19 protein-coding genes are annotated in these 19,856 nt (G+C 61.3%); 11 read left to right on the top strand and 8 right to left on the bottom strand.

Annotated elements, in window-relative coordinates; all coding sequences use genetic code 11:
• Nucleotides 1-10 precede the first annotated feature (10 nt).
• Both FFS37_RS11580 and FFS37_RS11575 read left to right on the top strand, forming a co-directional pair.
• Nucleotides 11-616, top strand: a complete 606-nt coding sequence (locus FFS37_RS11580) for an ATP-dependent Clp protease proteolytic subunit (protein WP_137931080.1) — start codon at nt 11-13, stop codon at nt 614-616.
• Between the two features lie 95 nt (nt 617-711).
• Nucleotides 712-966 carry a hypothetical protein gene (locus FFS37_RS11575; RefSeq protein ID WP_408631432.1) on the top strand — a complete coding sequence of 85 codons (255 nt, stop codon included), beginning with the start codon at nt 712-714 and terminating at the stop codon, nt 964-966.
• Nucleotides 967-1,483: 517 nt separating this feature from the next.
• On the opposite strand, the gene FFS37_RS11570 is transcribed toward FFS37_RS11575, so the two are convergent.
• Nucleotides 1,484-1,834 (bottom strand): hypothetical protein, encoded by a 351-nt coding sequence (locus FFS37_RS11570; RefSeq protein WP_137931078.1) that lies wholly within the window; start codon nt 1,832-1,834, stop codon nt 1,484-1,486.
• Between the two features lie 18 nt (nt 1,835-1,852).
• Nucleotides 1,853-2,401 carry a hypothetical protein gene (locus FFS37_RS11565; RefSeq protein ID WP_137931077.1) on the bottom strand — a complete coding sequence of 183 codons (549 nt, stop codon included), beginning with the start codon at nt 2,399-2,401 and terminating at the stop codon, nt 1,853-1,855.
• Between the two features lie 123 nt (nt 2,402-2,524).
• Between FFS37_RS11565 and FFS37_RS11560 the strand changes: the two genes are divergently transcribed.
• The 7 genes from FFS37_RS11560 to FFS37_RS11530 all read left to right on the top strand — a co-directional run bounded on the left by FFS37_RS11560 (nt 2,525) and on the right by FFS37_RS11530 (nt 10,829).
• Nucleotides 2,525-3,682 carry a helix-turn-helix transcriptional regulator gene (locus FFS37_RS11560; protein WP_137931076.1) on the top strand — a complete coding sequence of 386 codons (1,158 nt, stop codon included), beginning with the start codon at nt 2,525-2,527 and terminating at the stop codon, nt 3,680-3,682.
• 184 nt (nt 3,683-3,866) lie between these two features.
• A complete protein-coding gene (uvrA, locus tag FFS37_RS11555) occupies nt 3,867-6,788 on the top strand; it encodes an excinuclease ABC subunit UvrA (protein ID WP_137931075.1) in 2,922 nt (973 codons plus the stop codon).
• A 73-nt stretch (nt 6,789-6,861) separates the two neighbouring features.
• Nucleotides 6,862-7,665 carry a TIR domain-containing protein gene (locus FFS37_RS11550; protein WP_137931074.1) on the top strand — a complete coding sequence of 268 codons (804 nt, stop codon included), beginning with the start codon at nt 6,862-6,864 and terminating at the stop codon, nt 7,663-7,665.
• 90 nt (nt 7,666-7,755) lie between these two features.
• The gene (locus FFS37_RS11545; RefSeq protein WP_137931073.1) at nt 7,756-8,169 is read left to right on the top strand and encodes a DUF302 domain-containing protein; all 414 of its coding nucleotides are present in this window, start codon (nt 7,756-7,758) and stop codon (nt 8,167-8,169) included.
• Nucleotides 8,166-8,630: a GNAT family N-acetyltransferase gene (locus FFS37_RS11540; RefSeq protein WP_137931072.1), complete on the top strand. Its 465-nt coding sequence runs from the start codon at nt 8,166-8,168 to the stop codon at nt 8,628-8,630. Before FFS37_RS11545 ends, FFS37_RS11540 begins: the two co-directional genes overlap by 4 nt.
• Nucleotides 8,631-8,691: 61 nt before the next feature.
• The gene (locus FFS37_RS11535) at nt 8,692-9,498 is read left to right on the top strand and encodes a DUF72 domain-containing protein (RefSeq protein ID WP_137931071.1); all 807 of its coding nucleotides are present in this window, start codon (nt 8,692-8,694) and stop codon (nt 9,496-9,498) included.
• A gap of 182 nt (nt 9,499-9,680) precedes the next feature.
• A complete protein-coding gene (locus tag FFS37_RS11530) occupies nt 9,681-10,829 on the top strand; it encodes a GGDEF domain-containing protein (protein ID WP_137931070.1) in 1,149 nt (382 codons plus the stop codon).
• Between the two features lie 27 nt (nt 10,830-10,856).
• On the opposite strand, the gene FFS37_RS11525 is transcribed toward FFS37_RS11530, so the two are convergent.
• From FFS37_RS11525 to urtA, 6 genes are all read right to left on the bottom strand, one after another.
• A complete protein-coding gene (locus FFS37_RS11525) occupies nt 10,857-11,033 on the bottom strand; it encodes a hypothetical protein (protein ID WP_137931069.1) in 177 nt (58 codons plus the stop codon).
• 267 nt (nt 11,034-11,300) lie between these two features.
• Nucleotides 11,301-11,996, bottom strand: a complete 696-nt coding sequence (urtE, locus tag FFS37_RS11520; RefSeq protein WP_137931068.1) for an urea ABC transporter ATP-binding subunit UrtE — start codon at nt 11,994-11,996, stop codon at nt 11,301-11,303.
• Between the two features lie 69 nt (nt 11,997-12,065).
• Nucleotides 12,066-12,812: an urea ABC transporter ATP-binding protein UrtD gene (gene urtD / locus FFS37_RS11515; RefSeq protein WP_137931067.1), complete on the bottom strand. Its 747-nt coding sequence runs from the start codon at nt 12,810-12,812 to the stop codon at nt 12,066-12,068.
• A gap of 5 nt (nt 12,813-12,817) precedes the next feature.
• Complete coding sequence (gene urtC, locus FFS37_RS11510; RefSeq protein ID WP_137931066.1) at nt 12,818-14,053, bottom strand: urea ABC transporter permease subunit UrtC; 1,236 nt, start codon at nt 14,051-14,053, stop codon at nt 12,818-12,820.
• On the bottom strand, nt 14,050-15,666 hold the full coding sequence (gene urtB / locus FFS37_RS11505; protein WP_137931065.1) for an urea ABC transporter permease subunit UrtB: 1,617 nt from the start codon (nt 15,664-15,666) through the stop codon (nt 14,050-14,052). The genes urtC and urtB overlap by 4 nt, the downstream gene beginning before the upstream one ends.
• Nucleotides 15,667-15,772: 106 nt before the next feature.
• Entirely contained in the window at nt 15,773-17,053 is a 1,281-nt protein-coding gene (urtA, locus tag FFS37_RS11500; RefSeq protein ID WP_232375636.1) for an urea ABC transporter substrate-binding protein, read from the bottom strand.
• Between the two features lie 343 nt (nt 17,054-17,396).
• Between urtA and FFS37_RS11495 the strand changes: the two genes are divergently transcribed.
• Entirely contained in the window at nt 17,397-17,795 is a 399-nt protein-coding gene (locus tag FFS37_RS11495) for a hypothetical protein (protein ID WP_137931063.1), read from the top strand.
• A gap of 128 nt (nt 17,796-17,923) precedes the next feature.
• Nucleotides 17,924-19,837, top strand: a complete 1,914-nt coding sequence (locus FFS37_RS11490; RefSeq protein ID WP_137931062.1) for a PhoX family protein — start codon at nt 17,924-17,926, stop codon at nt 19,835-19,837.
• Nucleotides 19,838-19,856 lie beyond the last annotated feature (19 nt).

Raw genomic sequence — 19,856 nt, 5'->3', positions numbered from 1 at the left:
GGAGAAGACCATGAGCGGTATTGCCAGCCTTGTGCCGATGGTGATCGAGCAATCCAGCCGCGGCGAACGCGCCTTCGACATTTTCTCGCGGCTCTTGCGCGAGCGCATCGTCTTCATCAACGGCGAGATCAATGACGATGTCTCGGCACTGGTCTGCGCACAGCTTCTGTCGCTGGAATCGGACAATCCCGACAAGGAAATCTCTCTCTACATCAATTCGCCGGGCGGCGTCGTGACCAGCGGCTTCGCCATCTACGACACGATGCAGTACATCAGTTGCCCGGTGTCGACGGTCTGCATGGGCTTTGCCGCGTCGATGGGCTCTTTCCTTCTGATGGCCGGCACGCCGGGGCGACGCATTGCGCTGCCAAATGCCACCGTCCTGTTGCACCAGCCGCTGGGCGGCTTCCAGGGTCAGGCCTCCGATATCCAGCGTCACGCCGAACGGATAAGCCGGACCAAGCGGCACATGACCGAACTCTATGCGCAGCATTGCGGCCGCACCTACGAAGAGGTCGAGCGCACGCTGGACCGCGACCATTTCATGACCGCGCGCGAGGCCCAGGAATGGGGCATTGTCGACCACGTCTTCGACACCCGCAAGAAGGCGGCTTGATCGTCAGGCGCAGGAATTTGATTGCCCTGCCTGTGGCATCGCCTCCGCTGTCAGATTATATCTGGCCAATGACCAGTCGTCGGACACCAAGGCTTTTGCGTATCACCCTCGCGGCCCTCGCCGGCGCCGCGATGGCGGGCACCGCGGCTCTCGCCGACGACAGTTCGTCCCAACTGCCCGGCGTCAGTGGCGACTACCGCATCGCCAAGCCGGCGCCACAGCCGGAGCCGGATGACGCGCTACCGGCCGGCAACGATGGGTCGTTCAAGATCGGCGACACCGATGTCAGGATCGGCGGCAGCATAACTATAGACATGGCCACCGGAGACAGTCGAATTCCGAACCGCTGATAGGCTTGCTGTTGCGGTTTGTCGGACCATCGGTCGGCCCATAAAATGCAAGCCCCGCCGCTGCTTCCGCAGTCTGACGGGGCTTTCATGGATTTCCAATCCAACTTGCCGGGAATGTTTACCGGCTTTCGGTCTCGGATGCTTCGCGGCAGTCAGCCGACGATCCGACCAGTGGTCTCTGATTTTCGGGGATACGGCAGGTCACGGTTTGTCGGGCGGCGTATACGCCTGCCTCTGGCACTTATGCCTGCCGCGGCTTCAATGGCAATTGAAGCCCTGGGGGACTGTCCGGTGGCGTCATGCTCCGCTCCTTTTGTCCGTTGCGACATTGTCGTTCCGAAGCGCAAATCGCTTATGCCTGCGGCGTCTCGCAGGCCGCCTCGGGGCAGCGAGGCCATCGAAAGACAGCCGGCTTCATCTGACGCCTTCGAGACTGCGCCTCTTGGCCGGAAGGGTCAAGAAAGAAGAGCCGGCAAAGCCATTTTGTGATTTAATCGATTGAGGTTGAAACAAACCGTCATGGACCCTGACATGTGATGCTGGCAAAGCCATCGCACACACCCTTGTTGCAGACCGTCTTGTCACCCATCGAAACGGTCGCCCCGATGGACGGATCCTTGGCGAAGGCGCCGACTTTCTGAAAACCGCGCGACTTGCAGTAGAGATCCGCGGCGCGCATGCCGCACATCTGCTGATGTTTCCAGCACCAGTCGAGGCGCACCATACTGACGACAGCCAGACTGCTGAATTTGAAAGTCGGCTTGATGAAAGTCTGCTCGTTCGCAACCGCAACATCGGGAGCGGCCAGGAACAGCACCGATACCAGCACCTGGGCCAGTTCTTTTGGGCGAAGGCTTTTCAACAGCATATGATCTCCCCTTCTCGCTTACTGGCAGACAATGGCGGCGAAGCTGTCGCAATTGCCGTCGCAGACCTGCGAATTGCTGATGACCCTGGTCATCCCGCCGACATGCGCCGCCTTCTCGAACGATTTCACGCCGGCATGGCCCTTGCTCTGGCAGAACGCCTCCGCTGCGGGCTTGCCGCACTGCTTTTGCCAGGCGTAGCACCAGTCCAGCCGCAGCCCCTTGAAGGTCGGAGCCTCGTATTTCAGCACAGCCACGGGCAGTGGCGGCTTGAAGCAGGTGATCTGGGAAAAGCTGTCGCAATGGGTGTCCGCGCACAGCGATGAGTCGCCAATGGTGCGGGTCAGGCCGACATTGGCGGCCTTCGAAAAGGCGGCGGCGTTCTTGTAACCCTGGCTCTGGCACCAGGCATTGGCGGCCTTCTCGCCGCAACCCTTCTGGAACGAAAAGCACCAGTCGAGCCGGTTGCCGCCGACTTTCGGGTGCTTGAAGACCTCTTCGGACGCCGAGGCGGGTTTGACCGCCATCGACGCCGCGAGGACCATCAGGACCAAAACTGATTTTCTCACCATCTTCCCCTTTCAATCAAGTCGCGGAACGGCTCGCAAATCCCTGGGCAATCGTCGTCCACCGAACGGTGGACGTTTTCGCCTCGCCACCATAAGGTCGCGAAAATCAGCTTCGGGGGGAGCATGTCGAAGACCGCGAACAGCCTGCGCGACACAGAGCTTTTGTCGCTGCTGATCGGTCTGATCTACGATTGCGCCATCGACCCGACCAACTGGGAACGGACGCTGGCGGAAATCCGGCGGTCGCTCGGTTTCTGCAATGGCATGTTCACGGTGTGGACGGCGCCGAACGGTCTGCCGATCCTCAACGTCACCAGCGGCATCGCCGACGATTACGCGCGGCGCATTCCTGAGCACGGCGCGGACATCGTCGCGCAATGGGGCGGCGCCGAGCGCATCGCAAGCTTCGCCGTCGGAGAGCCGAAGGTACTCTCCCGGGAGCGGGAGCAAACAAGCTGGCCAGACACCTCCTACTATCGCGACTGGATCGAGCCGCAGGGTATCATCGACCTGATGGCGATAGCGATCACGCGCGACAGGGACACGACCTGCTCGGTCGGCTTCGCGCGGCACCACAGCCAGGGCGCTATCGGCGAACGCGAAGTGGAACTCGCCCGCCTGCTTGTCCCCCATATTCAGCGCGCGGTGGCGATAAGCCGGATCCTCGACGTAAAAACCCTGGCGGCGGCAAACCTGATCGCCACGCTGGATGCCGTCGCCGCCGGCATCGTGCTGGTCGATGGCGAGCGCGGCATTCTGTGCGCCAACAAGGCCGCACGCGCCATGTTCGCCAGCGGCGGCCCGATTATCGACCAGAGAGGATCGCTGGCCCTCGGCAACGCCGCCGGCACCGCCGCCCTTCGGCGGGCGGTGAGCTGGTCTCAGGGATCGCAAGAAGACATGCCTCGCCGACGCGTCAGCGGCATTCCCGCAATGCGACCGGATGGCTCGCCTGCCGTGGTGCATGTGCTGCCCCTCGACCGGGGGGAATTGCGCCCGAATCTGGCCCCCGGCGCCAGCGCCGCCATTTTCATCGCGCCTGCGAGCGGTTTGTCCCAGCCGCCCGCCGAGACCATCGCCGCCTTGTTCGACCTGACACCGGCGGAAACGCGCCTCTATATGGCGATGGCCGACGGAAAAACGCTTGGCGAGGCGGCAAAAGCGCTCGGCATAAGCCATGCGACCGCAAAGACACATCTTCTGCGGCTCTTCGCGAAGACCGGCACGCATCGGCAAGCCGAGCTGGTGCGCCTGGCTGGTTCCTTCGCGACACCAGCCTGACCGCGATTGTCAGGAGCGTGTTCGGTTTTTGTTCTTTCCGCTTGCCCCCTCGCGCGAAAGACGGTTAAACGGCTTGGTCGAGAATTGTGACGTCCCTCGACGTAGCGGCAAAACAACCTACATAGGGGATGGCCGGGAAAACCCGCCAATCCCACGAATTCCAGATCTGAGGCGGCGAGCGGCGATGGCCGACCATAAATTCCTTTCCATTCGCGGGGCGCGCGAACACAATCTGAAGAATGTCGATCTCGATCTGCCGCGTGACAGTCTGATCGTCATGACGGGCCTGTCCGGCTCCGGCAAATCGTCATTGGCCTTCGACACGATCTATGCCGAAGGCCAGCGCCGCTATGTCGAGAGCCTCTCGGCCTATGCCCGGCAATTCCTCGAAATGATGCAGAAGCCGGACGTCGACCAGATCGACGGCCTGTCTCCGGCAATCTCGATCGAACAGAAGACGACATCCAAGAACCCGCGCTCGACGGTCGGCACCGTCACCGAGATCTACGACTACATGCGCCTGCTCTTCGCGCGCGTCGGCGTGCCCTATTCGCCGGCCACCGGCCTGCCGATCGAGAGCCAGACGGTCAGCCAGATGGTCGACCGGGTGCTGGCCATCGAGGAAGGCACGCGCCTGTTCCTGCTGGCGCCGATCGTGCGCGGCCGCAAGGGCGAGTACCGCAAGGAACTTCTCGAACTGCAGAAGAAGGGTTTTCAGCGCGTCAAGGTCGACGGCATCTTCTACGAAATCGCGGATGTTCCGGCGCTGGACAAGAAGTACAAGCACGACATCGACGTGGTCGTCGATCGCATCGTCGTGCGCGGCGATCTTGCCACGCGTCTGGCCGATTCGATCGAGACCGCGCTGAAGCTCGCCGACGGGCTTGCGGTGGCCGAATTCGCCGACAAGCCGCTCGACGCAAGCCAGACCGGCGAGGATTCGGTCAACAAATCGAAGAACGAGACGCATGAGCGCATCCTGTTCTCGGAAAAATTCGCTTGCCCTGTGTCCGGCTTCACCATTCCGGAGGTCGAGCCGCGCCTGTTCTCGTTCAACAACCCGTTCGGCGCCTGCCCCACCTGCGACGGCCTCGGCAGCCAGCGCGCCATCGACGCCAACCTCGTCGTCCCCGACGAGAATGTCTCGCTGCGCGACGGCGCCGTCAGCCCTTGGGCGAAATCGACCTCGCCCTACTATGCGCAGACGCTCGAAGCGCTGGGCAAGGCCTATGATTTCAAGCTCGGCGACAAGTTCAAGGATCTTTCCGCCGCAGCCCAGGAAGCGATCCTGCGCGGCACCGGCGAGCGCGAAATCACCTTCCAGTACGATGACGGGCTGCGCTCCTACAAGACGACCAAGACCTTCGAGGGCGTGATTCCCAATCTCGAACGGCGCTGGAAGGAAACCGAGTCCGCCTGGATGCGCGAGGAGATCGAGCGCTTCATGTCAGCGACGCCCTGCCCGGTCTGCAAGGGTTACAGGCTGAAGCCCGAGGCCTTGGCTGTGAAGATCGGCGGAAAGCATATCGGCGAGGTCACCGAACAATCGATCCGCAACGCCGACCGCTGGTTCACCGACCTGCCCGCGCAGCTCAACGACAAGCAGAACGAGATCGCCGTGCGCGTGCTGAAGGAGATCCGCGAAAGGCTGCGCTTCCTCAACGATGTCGGTCTCGACTATCTCACGCTTTCGCGCAATTCCGGCACGCTGTCCGGCGGCGAAAGCCAGCGCATCAGGCTCGCATCGCAGATCGGCTCCGGCCTCACCGGCGTGCTCTACGTGCTGGACGAGCCGTCGATCGGCCTGCATCAACGCGACAACACACGGCTGCTCGACACGCTGAAGCACCTGCGCGACATCGGCAACACGGTGATCGTCGTCGAGCACGACGAGGACGCCATCCTGCACGCCGACTATGTCGTCGACATGGGGCCGGCCGCCGGCATCCATGGCGGCGAGATCATCGCCCAGGGCACGCCCCGGCAGGTGATGGCCAACCCCAATTCGATCACCGGCAAATATCTGTCGGGCGAACTGGAAGTGGCGACGCCGGCCGTGCGCCGCGAGGCCAAGAAGGGCCGGCGCCTGAAGGTTGTCGGCGCGCGCGGCAACAATTTGAAGAACGTCACGGCCGAGATTCCGCTCGGCACCTTCACCGCCGTCACCGGCGTATCGGGCGGCGGCAAGTCGACCTTCCTGATCGAGACGCTGTTCAAGGCGGCGTCGCGGCGCATCATGGGGTCGCGCGAACATCCGGCCGAGCATGACCGCATCGAGGGACTGGAATTCCTCGACAAGGTCATCGACATCGACCAGTCGCCGATCGGACGCACGCCGCGTTCGAACCCCGCTACCTATACCGGCGCCTTCACGCCGATCCGCGACTGGTTCGCCGGCTTGCCGGAAGCCAAGGCGCGCGGCTACCAGCCGGGCCGCTTCTCCTTCAACGTCAAGGGTGGCCGCTGCGAAGCCTGCCAGGGCGACGGTGTCATCAAGATCGAGATGCACTTCCTGCCCGACGTCTACGTCACCTGCGACGTCTGCCACGGCAAGCGCTATAACAGAGAAACGCTCGACGTGCTGTTCAAAGGCAAGTCGATCGCCGACGTGCTCGACATGACCGTCGAGGAAGGTGTCGAATTCTTCGCCGCGGTGCCCGGCGTGCGCGACAAGCTCGACACGCTGAAACAGGTCGGCCTCGGCTACATCCATATCGGCCAGCAGGCGACGACGCTTTCGGGCGGTGAAGCGCAGCGCATCAAGCTCGCCAAGGAACTGTCGCGCAAGGCGACCGGCAAGACGCTCTACATCCTCGACGAGCCGACCACCGGCCTGCATTTCCACGACGTCGCCAAGCTGTTGGAAGTGCTGCATGAACTGGTCGACCAGGGCAATACGGTGGTGGTCATCGAGCACAATCTCGAAGTGATCAAGACCGCCGACTGGGTGCTCGATCTTGGTCCTGAAGGCGGCGACGGCGGCGGCGAACTGGTTGCCTCGGGCACGCCGGAAGCGATTGTGCGCGAGAAGCGCAGCTACACCGGCCAGTTCCTCAAGGAATTGCTGGAGCGACGCCCCGGAGGCAAGCGCGAAGCGGCTGAGTGATGGCATTTGGCATATGCCTAGATTGGCTCAGCGGCCATTCACCCTCTAGTATCGTCCGATCAGGGCAGTTTTGATGGAAAAAGAAGTAAATTTTGGCAATGTGAAGTTTAGCCCCAAGCTTATTCGCACTGCCATTGATAAACTCGGCACTGAAGGCGGAAAAGGAATTACGACAAAATTTTCTACTCTATCTGTAAAGAATAAAAATGAACGATGGAGATTTGACAATCTTGAAGAGTTTTTTGACCTATATCGACAAAACACAACCGGAAGCTGCATTATTAGAGTAGAATTACTAAAGGATCATGAAAGGAAATTTGAATTACAGCTACAGTTTATTCTAGGTCAAACGGAAATAAGCGTTTTTGCGGAATCAAGACCGATAATAGAATCAATTCTATCCATCTTTTCCGATGCCGATGCTTCCGAAAAGACTGTTCTTTCAGAGGAAATATCGAAGAAAAATCTAAACATTTTCATAGGGCATGGCCGCAGCCCTCAGTGGGAAAAAATAAAAAACCATCTACAAGACAAGCACGGCATAAGCGTAGTTGCATATGAGACCGGCGCTCGATCTGGGCATACAATTCGAGACATTTTGGACAGTATGGCCGGGGAGACGTCTTTGGCTATGCTTGTTCTTACCGGAGAAGACAAAACTGAGAGCGGAATTAGAGCCCGGCAGAATGTTATTCACGAATGCGGACTCTTCCAAGGTCGTTTAGGCTTCGATCGTGCGATAATGGTTGTTGAGCAAGGGGTTGAACTCGCTTCCAATTTCGATGGAATACAACAAATTCGCTTTAAACGAGGCCATATTTCCGAGGTTTTTGGCGATGTGCTCGCGACTATCCGCCGTGAATTCGGAGCGATTTGATGCTCCCCGGCTTTGGCAGAATACAGTGTTAAAGGCCGTTCCGAACGCTCGTCTTTCTGTCATCGTCCTCGCCCTGAAGGAAGTGACGGAGTGACGGAAAACAACGGCCTCGTCTCCGTCGAAAGCCGGTTCGCTGTGACCGAGACCATCGATCGTCTGGCCGAGGTGGTCAAGCGCGCGGGCCTGCTCGTCTTCGCACGCATCGATCATGCCGCCGGCGCACGCGATGTCGGCGCCTCGCTGCGGCCGACCGAGTTGCTGGTTTTCGGCAACCCCAGAGGTGGCACACCACTGATGCAGGACAGGCAACTTGCCGGCATCGACCTGCCGGTGAAGGCGCTGGCCTGGGAGGATGAAGATGGCAAGATCTGGCTGTCCTACAATGATCCGCGCTGGATCGCCGAGCGCCATGGCCTGGGCGAAGCCAGCCGCGCCGCGGTCGAGGCGATGGTTGCCGGCATGAAGAAGGTGATCGCCGCTGCCGCTGGAATGGATCAATCATGAGGCTTGCCCACTCCGAAGATCTCGCCGCGATCGTCGCGCTGACGGAAGCAGCCTACGCTCCCTATAGCGCCGTACTCGACGCGCCGCCGATCCCGGTGACCGAGGACTATGCGCCGCGCATCGCCAACGGCGAGGTCTGGCTGCTCGAGAGCGGCGGCGAACTTGCCGGAGTGCTCACGCTGGAACGGCATCAGGACCACGCGATGATCTTCTCCGTCGCGGTGTCGCCCGCCTTTCAGGGCAAGGGGTTCGGTATCGCATTGCTGAAACACGCCGACGAGCGGACGGGTTCGTGGAGCCTGCCGGAGATACGGCTCTACACCAATGCGAAAATGGAACGGAACATCGCGCTCTATCTAGCTTACGGTTATCGCGAAACGGGTCGCCGGCCCAATCCCTACCGGCCAGGATGGGTACTCGTCGACATGGCAAAACCGGTCGGCGGAGCCATGACGGACTGATCTTTCTGAGCGCGGCCTGATTTCCTACTTGGCCAGAACGTTTGAACCTGGGAGGACGACAATGAGCAAATCGGGAACAATCCGCTCGGGCATGGGCGGCTGGACTTTCGAGCCCTGGGATACGTCCTTCTATCCGGACAAATTGTCGAAGGCCAAGCAGTTGCAATATGCAAGCCGGCAGGTGCCGAGCATCGAGGTCAACGGCACTTACTATTCCTCCTTCAAGGAGCCGACTTTCGTCAAATGGGCCAGTGAGGCGCCGGACGGTTTTGTCTACTCGCTGAAAGGCAACCGCTTCGTCACCAACCGCCGTGTGCTGGGCGAAGCCGGTGAATCGATGATGCGTTTCCTCGGTTCCGGCGTCGCCGCGCTCGGCGAGAAGCTCGGGCCGATTCTCTGGCAGTTCGCGCCGACCAAGAAATTCGATCCGGATGATTTCGAGGCTTTCCTCAAGCTCCTGCCGGAAAAGCAGGATGGCGTAGCCCTTCGCCATGCGCTCGAAGTGCGCAACGACAGCTTCATCGTGCCGGAATTCGCAGCACTTGCCCGCAAATACAGGGCGGCGATCGTCTACGCCGACCATGCCAAGTACCCCGATATCGCCGACGTCACCGGCGACTTCGTCTATGCGCGGCTGCAGACCGGCAGCGACGACAACCCGGATTGCTACACGCCGAAGGGTCTCGACGAATGGGCGGCGCGGGCGAAAATCTGGGCGGAGGGCAAGCAGCCAGCCGATTTGCGCCGTGCCGACCCCGCCACCGACGCGCCGGTCCAGCCGCGTGACGTGTTCGTCTATTTCATCACCGAAGGCAAGGTACGCGCGCCTTTCGGGGCAATGGCGCTGATGAAGCGAACGGCCGGCTGACAAATTCACGGTCGAGATCGGGCTACACGTTATAAGTGTACCGCATACGCGTTTTGCGCGTAGCGCAGACCTTATTCGTGGCATCTTCGCTGCGATCGTAACCTTATCGACACTTCCTTCTGCAAGAATGCAGAGACGCCAAGCCGCAGAGCTGGAACCGCCGCCGGCAGGGAAAGAGGGGCATGTCGCTCGACTACACTTCACTTCTGCTGGCTGTCGGTTTTTCCGCCGCCTGCCTCAGCCTGACATTGTTCGGCATGTGGTTGACCGCCCGTTCGGAACGTTTCCTGCTGACGTGGGCAACCAGCCTGTTGTTCGTGGTCGGCGATATCTTCGTTTATGACGCCTATATCGACATGCCCGGGCGCTTGCTCGGCATTGCCACGCTGGCGCTGCTGTTGATCGGCTTTTCAGCGATGCTGGGGGCCGCCTACCAGTACAGGACCGGCGGTTCCCCCATGAAGCGAACACTGTTCGGCTGCATCTCGCTGGCGGTGACGCTGCCGCCCATGGCGCTGGGCTATGACGGCCTGGGGTTCATGTTCGAGAATTCGTTTGCGGCCTTGCTGCTTTTCGCGACGGCGTTCGAATACTGGCGAGGCCGCGACGAGGCCCCTGCCCTGACGATCGGCATCACCGCGCTCTATTCGGCCACGGCGACCTCCTTTGCCCTTTGCGCCATGGTTCTTGCCTGGGATGGAAAGCTGGTCCTGGGGCACGCGCCGAGCAACTGGGCCGAAGAATTGAGCCTCATCGTCGTCATCGCCAGCATGACAGGCATCGGCGCCTTGTCGCTTGCCCTTAACCAGGGACGCCTGGCCAGGCATCACCGGCGCAACGCCTTGACCGATCCCTTGACCGGCCTCTTGAACCGGCGCGCGCTGTTCGACATGCATGGCCATGTCCCGGTCGGCGCGTTCACCGCGGTGATCGTGTTCGACCTCGACAATTTCAAAGCCATCAATGACGAATTTGGCCACGCGGCAGGCGACGAGGTGCTGAGGGTTTTCGCCAGGGAACTCGTTGGCAATCTTCGCCAGACCGACGTTGCCGCCCGCATGGGCGGAGAGGAATTCGCGCTGGTGTTGAAGCGAACCTTGCCCGAAACGGTGGAGGAAGCAGCCGAACGCATCCGCGTCGCTTTCGCGACGCGCCGGATCGACACGGAGATGGGTGCCCTGACATGCACCGTCAGCGCCGGTTTTGCCTTCGGCACCAAGGAAGGGCTCAGCTTCGACAAGGTGCTCAGCGCCGCCGACAAGGCCCTCTATGTCGCCAAGCGAGGTGGCCGTAACCGCGTCACTGCGTCCGCGTTCCGGCGCGCAAGCTAGGCAGGCGCCGGCGAGCAGAAGCGGCTCCTATGCCGCCATCACGATTTCATTGAAGGTGTCGAGGTCGACGTAAAACACCTTGGTGATCTCCTCGATCAGATCATCGTACTCGCAGCCCTGGGACCTCAGGATGTTGATGGCGGTGATGATGTCGACGCGGTCCGTCAGCCGCCTCTTCTGGTAGTCCTCGACGTAACGTTCCATGGCCGTCCCTTAGCCTGTGTGCCCAAACGCGTTGAACGACAGCGATCGCAGGAGGTAAGCTAGGAATGCTTGCTTGCGTGGGCCTTGCCCGACACTCGCGCGCCCCTCGATCTGCGACGAACCAGACTGATACGGAAGCGGCCGACTCACAAAGCCAAGAAAAGACTAGCATGCGACAGTTGGTTGGCTAGGTACGCGGTTGATCGGGCGGGAGAAATATTGGACTTGCCAAGGACATCGGGGCCAGTCCGAAGTCGAGGACCGATTCTAGACCGTCAGGAACTTGCGAATATCAGCCCTGTCTAAATCATGCGCCGGGCCGGTATGCACGATCTGGCCACGGTCCATGATGTTGACCTCGTCGGCAAGTTCGCGACAGAAATCGAGATATTGCTCGACCAGAAGCACGGCGATGCCGGCCTGGTCGCGCAGGTAGCGTATGGCGCGGCCGATGTCCTTGATGATCGACGGTTGGATGCCTTCCGTCGGCTCGTCGAGCACCAGCAGTTTCGGCCGCATCACCAGAGCGCGCCCGATGGCGAGCTGCTGCTGCTGGCCGCCCGACAGGTCGCCGCCACGGCGGCCAAGCATCTGCTTCAGCACGGGAAAAAGTTCGAAGACATGCGCGGGTATGGTGCGGTCCGCGCGTTTCAATGGCGCAAAGCCGGTCTCCAGGTTCTCGCGCACGCTCAGCAAGGGAAATATCTCCCTGCCCTGCGGTACGAATGCGATGCCCGACCGGGCGCGGTCATACGCCGCGCTCCGGTCGAGCGCCTTCCCCTCGAAGGCAACACTTCCGCTCGTCAGCCTGTGATGGCCGACGATCGATCTCATCAAACTGGTCTTGCCGACACCGTTGCGGCCGAGCACGCAGGTGATCCTACCGGCGCCGGCCTTCAGCGAAACGCCGCGCAGCGCCTGGGCGGCGCCGTAATGGAGCGTGGCGTTGGAAACTTCGAGCATGTCAGCGTCTTCTCCAGAACCGGAGAAGCGACAGATCGAAGCGATGGAATTGCACCCGCCACACCAATTTCATCTCCCCAGATACACTTCGACGACCCGCTCGTCGGCTGAAACGAAATCGAGCGTGCCTTCCGACAGCACCGAGCCCTCGTGCAGGCAGGTCACCTTGACGCCGAGCTCGCGCACGAAATGCATGTCATGTTCGACGACGATGACCGAATGGTCGCGCGCGATATCCCTGAGCAGGCGCGCGGTCTCTTCGGTTTCCGCGTCGGTCATGCCGGCGACCGGCTCATCGACCAGAAGCAGCTTCGGGTCCTGCGCCAACAGCATGCCGATCTCCAGCCACTGCTTTTGGCCATGGCTGAGACTGGCCGCCAGGTCGCCGCGCTTGTCGCCGAGCCGGATGACACCGAGGATCTCGTCGATCCGCCGCGCCTCGGCGGCGAAGCGGCGATGGAACAATGCCGGAAAGATCGACCGCGGTCCCTTGAGCGCCAGCATCAAATTGTCCTCAACGCTGTGACTCTCGAAGACCGTCGGCTTCTGGAACTTGCGGCCGATGCCCATCATTGCGATCTCGGCCTCGTCGTGCCTGGTCAGGTCAACCTGACCATCGAAGAAGACCTCGCCCTCATCAGGCCGTGTCTTGCCGGTCACGATATCCATCATCGTCGTCTTGCCGGCGCCGTTGGGACCGATGATGGCGCGCATCTCGCCCTTGTCGAGCACCAGGGACAGATTGTTGATGGCGCGAAAGCCGTCGAAGGAAACCGAGACGCCGTCGAGGTAGAGGATGGTGTTGGATTTGCTCATGGCGCTTACTCCGCCGCCTGCGGTTCGGGGTCGGACCAGGACCATTCGCCCGGATTTCTTGCCGGCGAACGAGCCGGCTTCGAAGTCGCGGACACCAGTCCGGCCCCGGTGTGGGCTTTGTCAGCCAAAGGGACCGCACGCGGAGTTCCGGCATTGCCGCGCCAGCTGTCCCACATGCCGACGATGCCTTTTGGCAGCAGCAGCGTGACGGCGACGAACAGGCCACCCAGCGCGAACAGCCAGAGTTCGGGCAACACGCCGGTGAACCAGGACTTGCCGGCATTGACCAACAAAGCGCCGATGATCGGCCCGACAATGGTGCCGCGCCCGCCGACCGCCGCCCAGATCACCACCTCGATCGAATTGGACGGTTCGAACTCGCCCGGATTGATGATGCCGACCTGCGGCACGTAGAGCGCGCCGGCGATGCCGGCCATCACGGCCGAGACTGTGAAGGCGAAGAGCTTCACATTTTCGGCCCGCCATCCGAGGAAGCGCGTACGGCTTTCGGCGTCACGCACGGCCATCAGCAGCTTGCCGTATTTGGAGCCGACGATCGCCCAGGTGACGAAGACGGCAAGGGCCAGCGTAACGGCGCTCGCAGCGAACAGCGCCGAGCGCGTCGCGTCGGCCTGGACGTTGAAGCCGAGAATGTCCTTGAAATCGGTCAGGCCGTTGTTGCCGCCGAATCCCATGTCATTGCGGAAGAAGGCGAGCAGCAACGCATAGGTCATAGCCTGGGTGATGATGGAGAGATAGACGCCGGTAACGCGACTACGGAAGGCGAACCAGCCGAAGACGAAGGCGAGCAGGCCGGGCACCGCCAGCACCATCAGCGCAGCGAACCAGAAATGGTCGAAGCCATGCCAAAACCAGGGCAGTTCCTTGTAGTTCAGGAACACCATGAAATCGGGCAGGACCGGATTGCCATAGACGCCGCGCGAGCCGATCTGGCGCATCAGATACATGCCCATCGCGTAGCCGCCGAGCGCGAAGAACGCGCCGTGCCCGAGCGATAGGATACCGCAATAGCCCCACACCAGGTCGAGCGACAACGCCAGCAAGGCATAGCAGAGGTACTTGCCGGTCAGCGCCACCATATAGGGCGGGATATAGAAAGCGCTTGCTGGAGAAACAGCGAGATTGAGCAGCGGCACGATGATGGCCGCCGCCAACAGGACGAAGATGGTGATCGCGATGCGGCGGTCAGCGCCAGGGGCGAAGAAGCGTCCCGTGATCATGCTTCCACCGCCCTGCCCTTGAGCGCGAACAGGCCGCGCGGGCGCTTCTGGATGAACAGGATGATCAGCACCAGCACGACGATCTTGCCGAGCACGGCGCCGGCATAGGGCTCGAGAAATTTGTTGACGATGCCCAGCGAAAAAGCGCCGACCAGCGTGCCCCACAGATTGCCGACGCCACCGAAGACGACGACCATGAAACTGTCGATGATGTAACCGCGGCCGAGATTGGGCGACACATTGTCGATCTGGCTGAGCGCGACCCCGGCAATGCCGGCAATCCCGGAACCGAGCGCGAAGGTCAACGCGTCGACCCATGGCGTCCTGATGCCCATCGAAGCCGCCATGCGCCGGTTGGCAGTGACGGCGCGCATCCGCAGGCCCCAGGAGGTACGCTTCATCAGGTAAAGCAGTACCGCGAAGACGGTGAGCGCGAAAACCAGGATCCAGAGCCGGTTCCAGGTAATGGCAAGCTGGCCGATAGCGAACGAACCCGACATCCAGGAGGGATTGCCGACCTCCTGGTTGGTCGGCCCGAAGATCGAGCGCACCGCCTGCTGCAGGATCAGCGAGACACCCCATGTCGCCAAGAGCGTCTCGAGCGGCCGCCCATAGAGAAAGCGGATGATGCCGCGCTCGATGACGAGGCCGACAAAGGCCGCGACCAGGAAGGCCAAAGGCAGGGCGATGATCAGCGACCAGTCGAAAAGGCCAGGGAAGGATGTGCGGATCACCTGCTGAACGACAAACGTCGTGTAGGCGCCAAGCATAACCATTTCGCCATGCGCCATGTTGATGACGCCCATGACGCCGAAGGTGATGGCCAGTCCGATCGCGGCCAGCAGCAGCACCGAGCCCAGCGAGATGCCGTACCAGATGTTCTGACCGGCATCCCAGATGGCAAGCGTCGAATTGATGCTGGCGATTGCAGCCGTGGCCGCTTCCTTCACGTCTCCAGAGGCGTTGGCCTCGACAAAGGTGAGGAGCGACACCGCGTTGCGGTCGCCACGCGCACCGATCACTGCGATTGCTGCGAGCTTGTCCGCATAGGGCTGGTCTGAAACCAGTATCGAAGCCGCACGCGCCTGTTCCAGAAGAGCCTTGACGCTCGCCACAGTCTCACCGGCGATCGCTACATCGAGCGGCTGGATGTTGGCGGCATCGGGAGTTTTGAACATGGTATCGGCGGCGGCGATGCGGACTGTCGGATCCTTGGAGCCAAGCGTCAACGTGCCCAATGCATCGCGGATGGTGCGGCGCAAGGTGTTGTTGACGCCGATCTGGGTTAAGTCGTCCGGTGAAGCCTCGCCGGCTGCTTCGCCGCTCAGCGGGTCGAAAAGCTGGACGTTTTCATCGCCTTCCTTGCCGATAAATACCATCGAGTCGGCCATGCGAATGTAGAGATTGCCGTCTGCCAATGCAGCGAGCGGCCGTTCGACAGCCCGATCGCTCGTGGCTGCCAACTCTTGAACGACAGCTCCCGTCTGGGAAAAATCCGTTACGGTGGCGAACTTTGCGATAATGGCACGCAGATCGGCTTCCGCAGCGCCCGAAGACGACAGCGTCGCCAGTATGAGCAAGAGCGTCAGTCCCATCGCATGGAAAATCTTCATCGGTTTTTGGTGACCCTTAGAACGTTGAATGGGCGTCCGGACGGTGGAGGTAGCCGTCCGGACGCACGCGGTCTTGGGATGGACCGGAGGTCCAGCCCGGGGAGGATCAGTTTGTGCCCTTGCCGCCGCACTTGCCGGTTTTGACGTTGAAGTTGCCGCAGCTGAGCGGCGCGCGCCAATCGGAAATCAGGTCCTTGGAATCGGGCAGGTAGTCGGACCATTCGTCGCCCATAACCAGGCCTGGCGTCTTCGATACCGTCTGGAACTGTCCGTTGGCCTGGATTTCGCCGATCAGCACCGGCTTGGTGATGTGGTGGTTCGGCATCATCGTCGCATAGCCGCCGGTCAGGTTCGGCACCGAAACGCCGATCATGGCATCGATGACCTTGTCCGGATCGGTGGTCCCGGCCTTTTCAACCGCCTTCACCCACATGTTGAAGCCGATATAGTGGGCTTCCATCGGGTCGTTGGTGGTGCGCTTGTTGTTCTTGATGAACTTGTGCCAGTCGGCGATGAACTTCTTGTTCTCCGGCGTGTTGACGCTCTCAAAATAGTTCCAGGCGGCGAGATGGCCGACCAGCGGCTTGGTGTCGAGACCGGCAAGCTCTTCCTCACCAACGGAAAAGGCCATGACCGGGATGTCCTCGGCCTTGATGCCCTGGTTGCCGAGCTCCTTGTAGAACGGCACGTTGGCATCACCGTTGACTGTCGAGACGACGGCGGTCTTCTTGCCGGCCGAACCGAACTTCTTGATCGCCGAGACCTCGGTCTGCCAGTCGGAGAAGCCGAACGGCGTATAGTTGACCATGATGTCCTCGGCCGGCACGCCCTTCGACTTGAGGTAGGCTTCGAGGATCTTGTTGGTGGTGCGCGGATAAACATAGTCGGTGCCTTCCAGCACCCAACGCTTCACCGAGCCGCCGTCCTTGCTCATCAGATAGTCGACGGCGGGGATGGCCTGTTGGTTCGGAGCAGCACCGGTGTAGAAGACGTTTCGCTCGCTCTCCTCGCCCTCATACTGGACGGGGTAGAAAAGAATGTTGTCGAGTTCCGAGAACACCGGCAGAACCGATTTGCGCGATACCGAGGTCCAGCAGCCGAACACCGCAGCGACGTGATCCTTGGAAATCAGCTCGCGCGCCTTTTCGGCGAACAGCGGCCAGTTCGAGGCCGGATCGACCACGACGGCCTCAAGCTTCTTGCCGAGCAGTCCGCCCTTTGCGTTCTGCTCGTCGATGAGCATCAGCATGGCATCCTTCAGCGTCGTCTCCGAAATCGCCATGGTCCCCGACAGCGAATGAAGAATGCCGACCTTGATCGTATCGTCGGCCGCCCTTGCGGGCGCTGACATCATCAGACCGGCGGCAACCACGCTCGCCGAGACCATTTTTGTTATTGTCGAGAAATTACCCCTCATACGGAAAACTCCCAAGCTGGTTGATTGCACCGCAACAACGCAATGCAACCCGCGTGCCAACCGTCATGAGAGTGTCGACAACCAGCTAATAATCGAATGTTATCAGACCGTTATCCTGACATCACAGGCAAGGCCGGGGCGGCCTGGTTAAGATTTAGTTGAGAGAAATTTGCGCAGCGCACAAAGCCTTTGCCTAATTTTTGCCCAAATTCGGTCAGTGCCTATATTTTATCCTGCAGTCTCGGCTGGGAGCCCAGCGTATTGCGGCGCGGAACGGAAATGGGGCAAGCTCACGCTTCAAACGAGCAACACCATGGCATCCCTGATTTCCCGCATTTCCATCGGCCTTCTGCTCCTGGCGACGACGATAGGCCCCGCTCGGGCCGACTTCGGCGACGGCAAGATGCCGGACGGCACGTATCACTGCGAGGTCTATCTGCTGGGCATGTTCATCGATCTCGGCGAGATCACCATCAAAGGCAATGTCTACAGCGGGCCGATCACTTTCGGCAGGTCGCAACAGGCCTACAATTACCAGATGGATGCGAACGGCGTGATTTCCTGGCTTGGGCCCGTGGGCGGCTACACGACGGGCGGCAACACGATCTCGCTGACCCAGGCGACGCTGGACGGCGAGAGCCCGCCATCCTTCGATATCATCATGAAACAGCCCGACGGCGCCTTCACCGCCTCGACCTGTACAAAGAACTGAAACCCCCAGCCCCTCGGACTTCGCCTGGCCGCCACGCGTCCGGCCGACGGCACCGTTGTCATTCGGATGTTGCCGAAGCGGACTAGGCAGCGGTGCGCCGTCAACATCCACCCCGAGAGGCAGATATCATGGCCACTTCCCCGTCTTCACCCTCCCCCGTCATCCGCGATGTCATCGCCGCCAGGGCCTCCCGCCGCGATATCCTCAGAGGCGGCCTGGCGACCGGGGCGCTGGCCGCCGGCGGCGGCTTTGTCGGCTCCTTGTTTGCCGGCGAAACACATGCCGCGGCAGCGCTTTCCACGCTCGGCTTCCCGGAACTGAAACGGGTCTACGACAAGACCCATGCCGCCGCCGAAGGCTATGAAACCACCGTCGTCGCGCGCTGGGGCGACCCGCTGGTCGCCGGCTTGACGGAGTTCGACGCCAACACCATCACGGCCGACGAACAGCAGAAGCGTTTTGGCTATAATTGCGATTACATCGCCTTCATGCCGCTGCCCAAGGGCTCGGTGAACTCCGACCACGGCCTGCTCTGCGTCAACAACGAGTACATCTCGCCCAACGTGATGTTCGCGGGCATGACCGAAGATGGCGCCGGCAAGGCCATGAGCAAGGAACAGGTCGATCTCGGCCTGGCGGCGATGGGGCATTCGATCGTCGAGGTGATGCTCAAGGACGGCAAATGGTCCGCCATCGAGGACAGCCCGCTCAACCGCCGCATCACCGCCAGCACGGCAATGACGGTGTCCGGGCCGGTCGCCGGCCATGCGCTGATGAAGACCTCGGCCGATGCGACCGGCACGAAAGTGCTCGGCACGAGCTACAATTGCAGCGGCGGCGTCACGCCGTGGGGCACTGTGCTGACCTGCGAGGAAGGCGTGTCGGATCTGTTCGGCGGCGATCCCAAGAAAGCGCCGACAACGGATATTCTCGACCGCTATGGCTTCGACGGCTCCGACATCTACGGCCGAGGCCGCTTCCATGACCGCTTCAACATCGACAAGGAACCGAACGAGCCGAACCGCTTCGACTGGGTGGTGGAGATCGATCCTTACGATCCCGCGTCAAAGCCGGTGAAGCGCACCGCGCTTGGCCGCATGTCGCATGAGGCCTCGACGGTCGTGCTCAACAAGGATGGCCGCATCGTCGTCTACATGGGCGACGACGACTATTTCGAGTACATGTACCGCTACGTCTCGAACAAGGCCTACGACAAGGCAAACCCGGCGTCCGGCAAAGGCCTTCTGGACGACGGCGTGCTCTCGGTCGCCCGCTACGACGCCGATGGCTCGATGACCTGGCTGCCGCTCGTCCATGGGCAGGGCAAGCTCACCGCCGAGACCGGCTTTGCCGACCAGGCCGAGGTGCTGCTGAAGACGCGGCTGGCGGCGGATGCGCTCGGTGCGACCCCGATGGACCGGCCGGAGGACATCGAGACCAATCCTGTTACCGGGCGGGTCTACGCGGTCATGACCAAGAACAAGAAGCGTGACGAATCAAAGGTCAATCCGGCCAACACCCGCCCCGAAAATCTGTGGGGCCATATCGTCGAGTTGATACCGCCCGGCGGCCGCGGCGCGGATGCCGACCACACCGCCGACATATACGCCTGGGATCTTTTTGTCCTCTGCGGCAACCCCAGGGATGCCAAGGTCGGCGCCACCTTCCATCCCGAAACGTCTGACAATGGCTGGTTCGTCTGCCCCGACAACATCACCTTCGATCCGGCCGGGCGGCTTTGGGTGGCGACCGACGGCGCCAATGACTTCGACCTGCCCGACGGGGTCTATGGTGTCGACACCGAAGGCCCGGCGCGCGGCTTGCCGAAGCTCCTGTTCACCTGCCCGCATGGCGCGGAGGCGACCGGCCCGTGCTTCACGCCGGACGGCACCACGCTGTTCCTGTCCGTCCAGCATCCTTCCGAAGACGCCGAAACGCTCGACAAGGCCCAGTCCCTCTGGCCCGATTTCAAGGACGGCCAGCCGCCAAGACCCTCCGTCGTCGCCATCCGCCGCAAGGACAGACAGCCGGTCGGGGCATGACATCAGGCAGAAAAAAGGC

The organism is Mesorhizobium comanense (genome assembly GCF_005503535.1).
Lineage (GTDB): Bacteria > Pseudomonadota > Alphaproteobacteria > Rhizobiales > Rhizobiaceae > Mesorhizobium > Mesorhizobium comanense.
This window is presented reverse-complemented; position numbering and strand designations above follow the sequence as displayed.

Bases quoted from the DNA above. Each gene is read 5' to 3' on its own strand.
- FFS37_RS11580 (WP_137931080.1), top strand. From the start codon at position 11: ATGAGCGGTATTGCCAGCCTTGTGCCGATGGTGATCGAGCAATCCAGC.
- FFS37_RS11570 (WP_137931078.1), bottom strand. From the start codon at position 1,834: ATGCTGTTGAAAAGCCTTCGCCCAAAAGAACTGGCCCAGGTGCTGGTA.
- FFS37_RS11560 (WP_137931076.1), top strand. From the start codon at position 2,525: ATGTCGAAGACCGCGAACAGCCTGCGCGACACAGAGCTTTTGTCGCTG.
- uvrA (WP_137931075.1), top strand. From the start codon at position 3,867: ATGGCCGACCATAAATTCCTTTCCATTCGCGGGGCGCGCGAACACAAT.
- FFS37_RS11550 (WP_137931074.1), top strand. From the start codon at position 6,862: ATGGAAAAAGAAGTAAATTTTGGCAATGTGAAGTTTAGCCCCAAGCTT.
- FFS37_RS11540 (WP_137931072.1), top strand. From the start codon at position 8,166: ATGAGGCTTGCCCACTCCGAAGATCTCGCCGCGATCGTCGCGCTGACG.
- FFS37_RS11535 (WP_137931071.1), top strand. From the start codon at position 8,692: ATGAGCAAATCGGGAACAATCCGCTCGGGCATGGGCGGCTGGACTTTC.
- FFS37_RS11530 (WP_137931070.1), top strand. From the start codon at position 9,681: ATGTCGCTCGACTACACTTCACTTCTGCTGGCTGTCGGTTTTTCCGCC.
- FFS37_RS11525 (WP_137931069.1), bottom strand. From the start codon at position 11,033: ATGGAACGTTACGTCGAGGACTACCAGAAGAGGCGGCTGACGGACCGC.
- urtE (WP_137931068.1), bottom strand. From the start codon at position 11,996: ATGCTCGAAGTTTCCAACGCCACGCTCCATTACGGCGCCGCCCAGGCG.
- urtD (WP_137931067.1), bottom strand. From the start codon at position 12,812: ATGAGCAAATCCAACACCATCCTCTACCTCGACGGCGTCTCGGTTTCC.
- urtC (WP_137931066.1), bottom strand. From the start codon at position 14,053: ATGATCACGGGACGCTTCTTCGCCCCTGGCGCTGACCGCCGCATCGCG.
- urtB (WP_137931065.1), bottom strand. From the start codon at position 15,666: ATGAAGATTTTCCATGCGATGGGACTGACGCTCTTGCTCATACTGGCG.
- urtA (WP_232375636.1), bottom strand. From the start codon at position 17,053: ATGGTCTCGGCGAGCGTGGTTGCCGCCGGTCTGATGATGTCAGCGCCC.
- FFS37_RS11495 (WP_137931063.1), top strand. From the start codon at position 17,397: ATGGCATCCCTGATTTCCCGCATTTCCATCGGCCTTCTGCTCCTGGCG.
- FFS37_RS11490 (WP_137931062.1), top strand. From the start codon at position 17,924: ATGGCCACTTCCCCGTCTTCACCCTCCCCCGTCATCCGCGATGTCATC.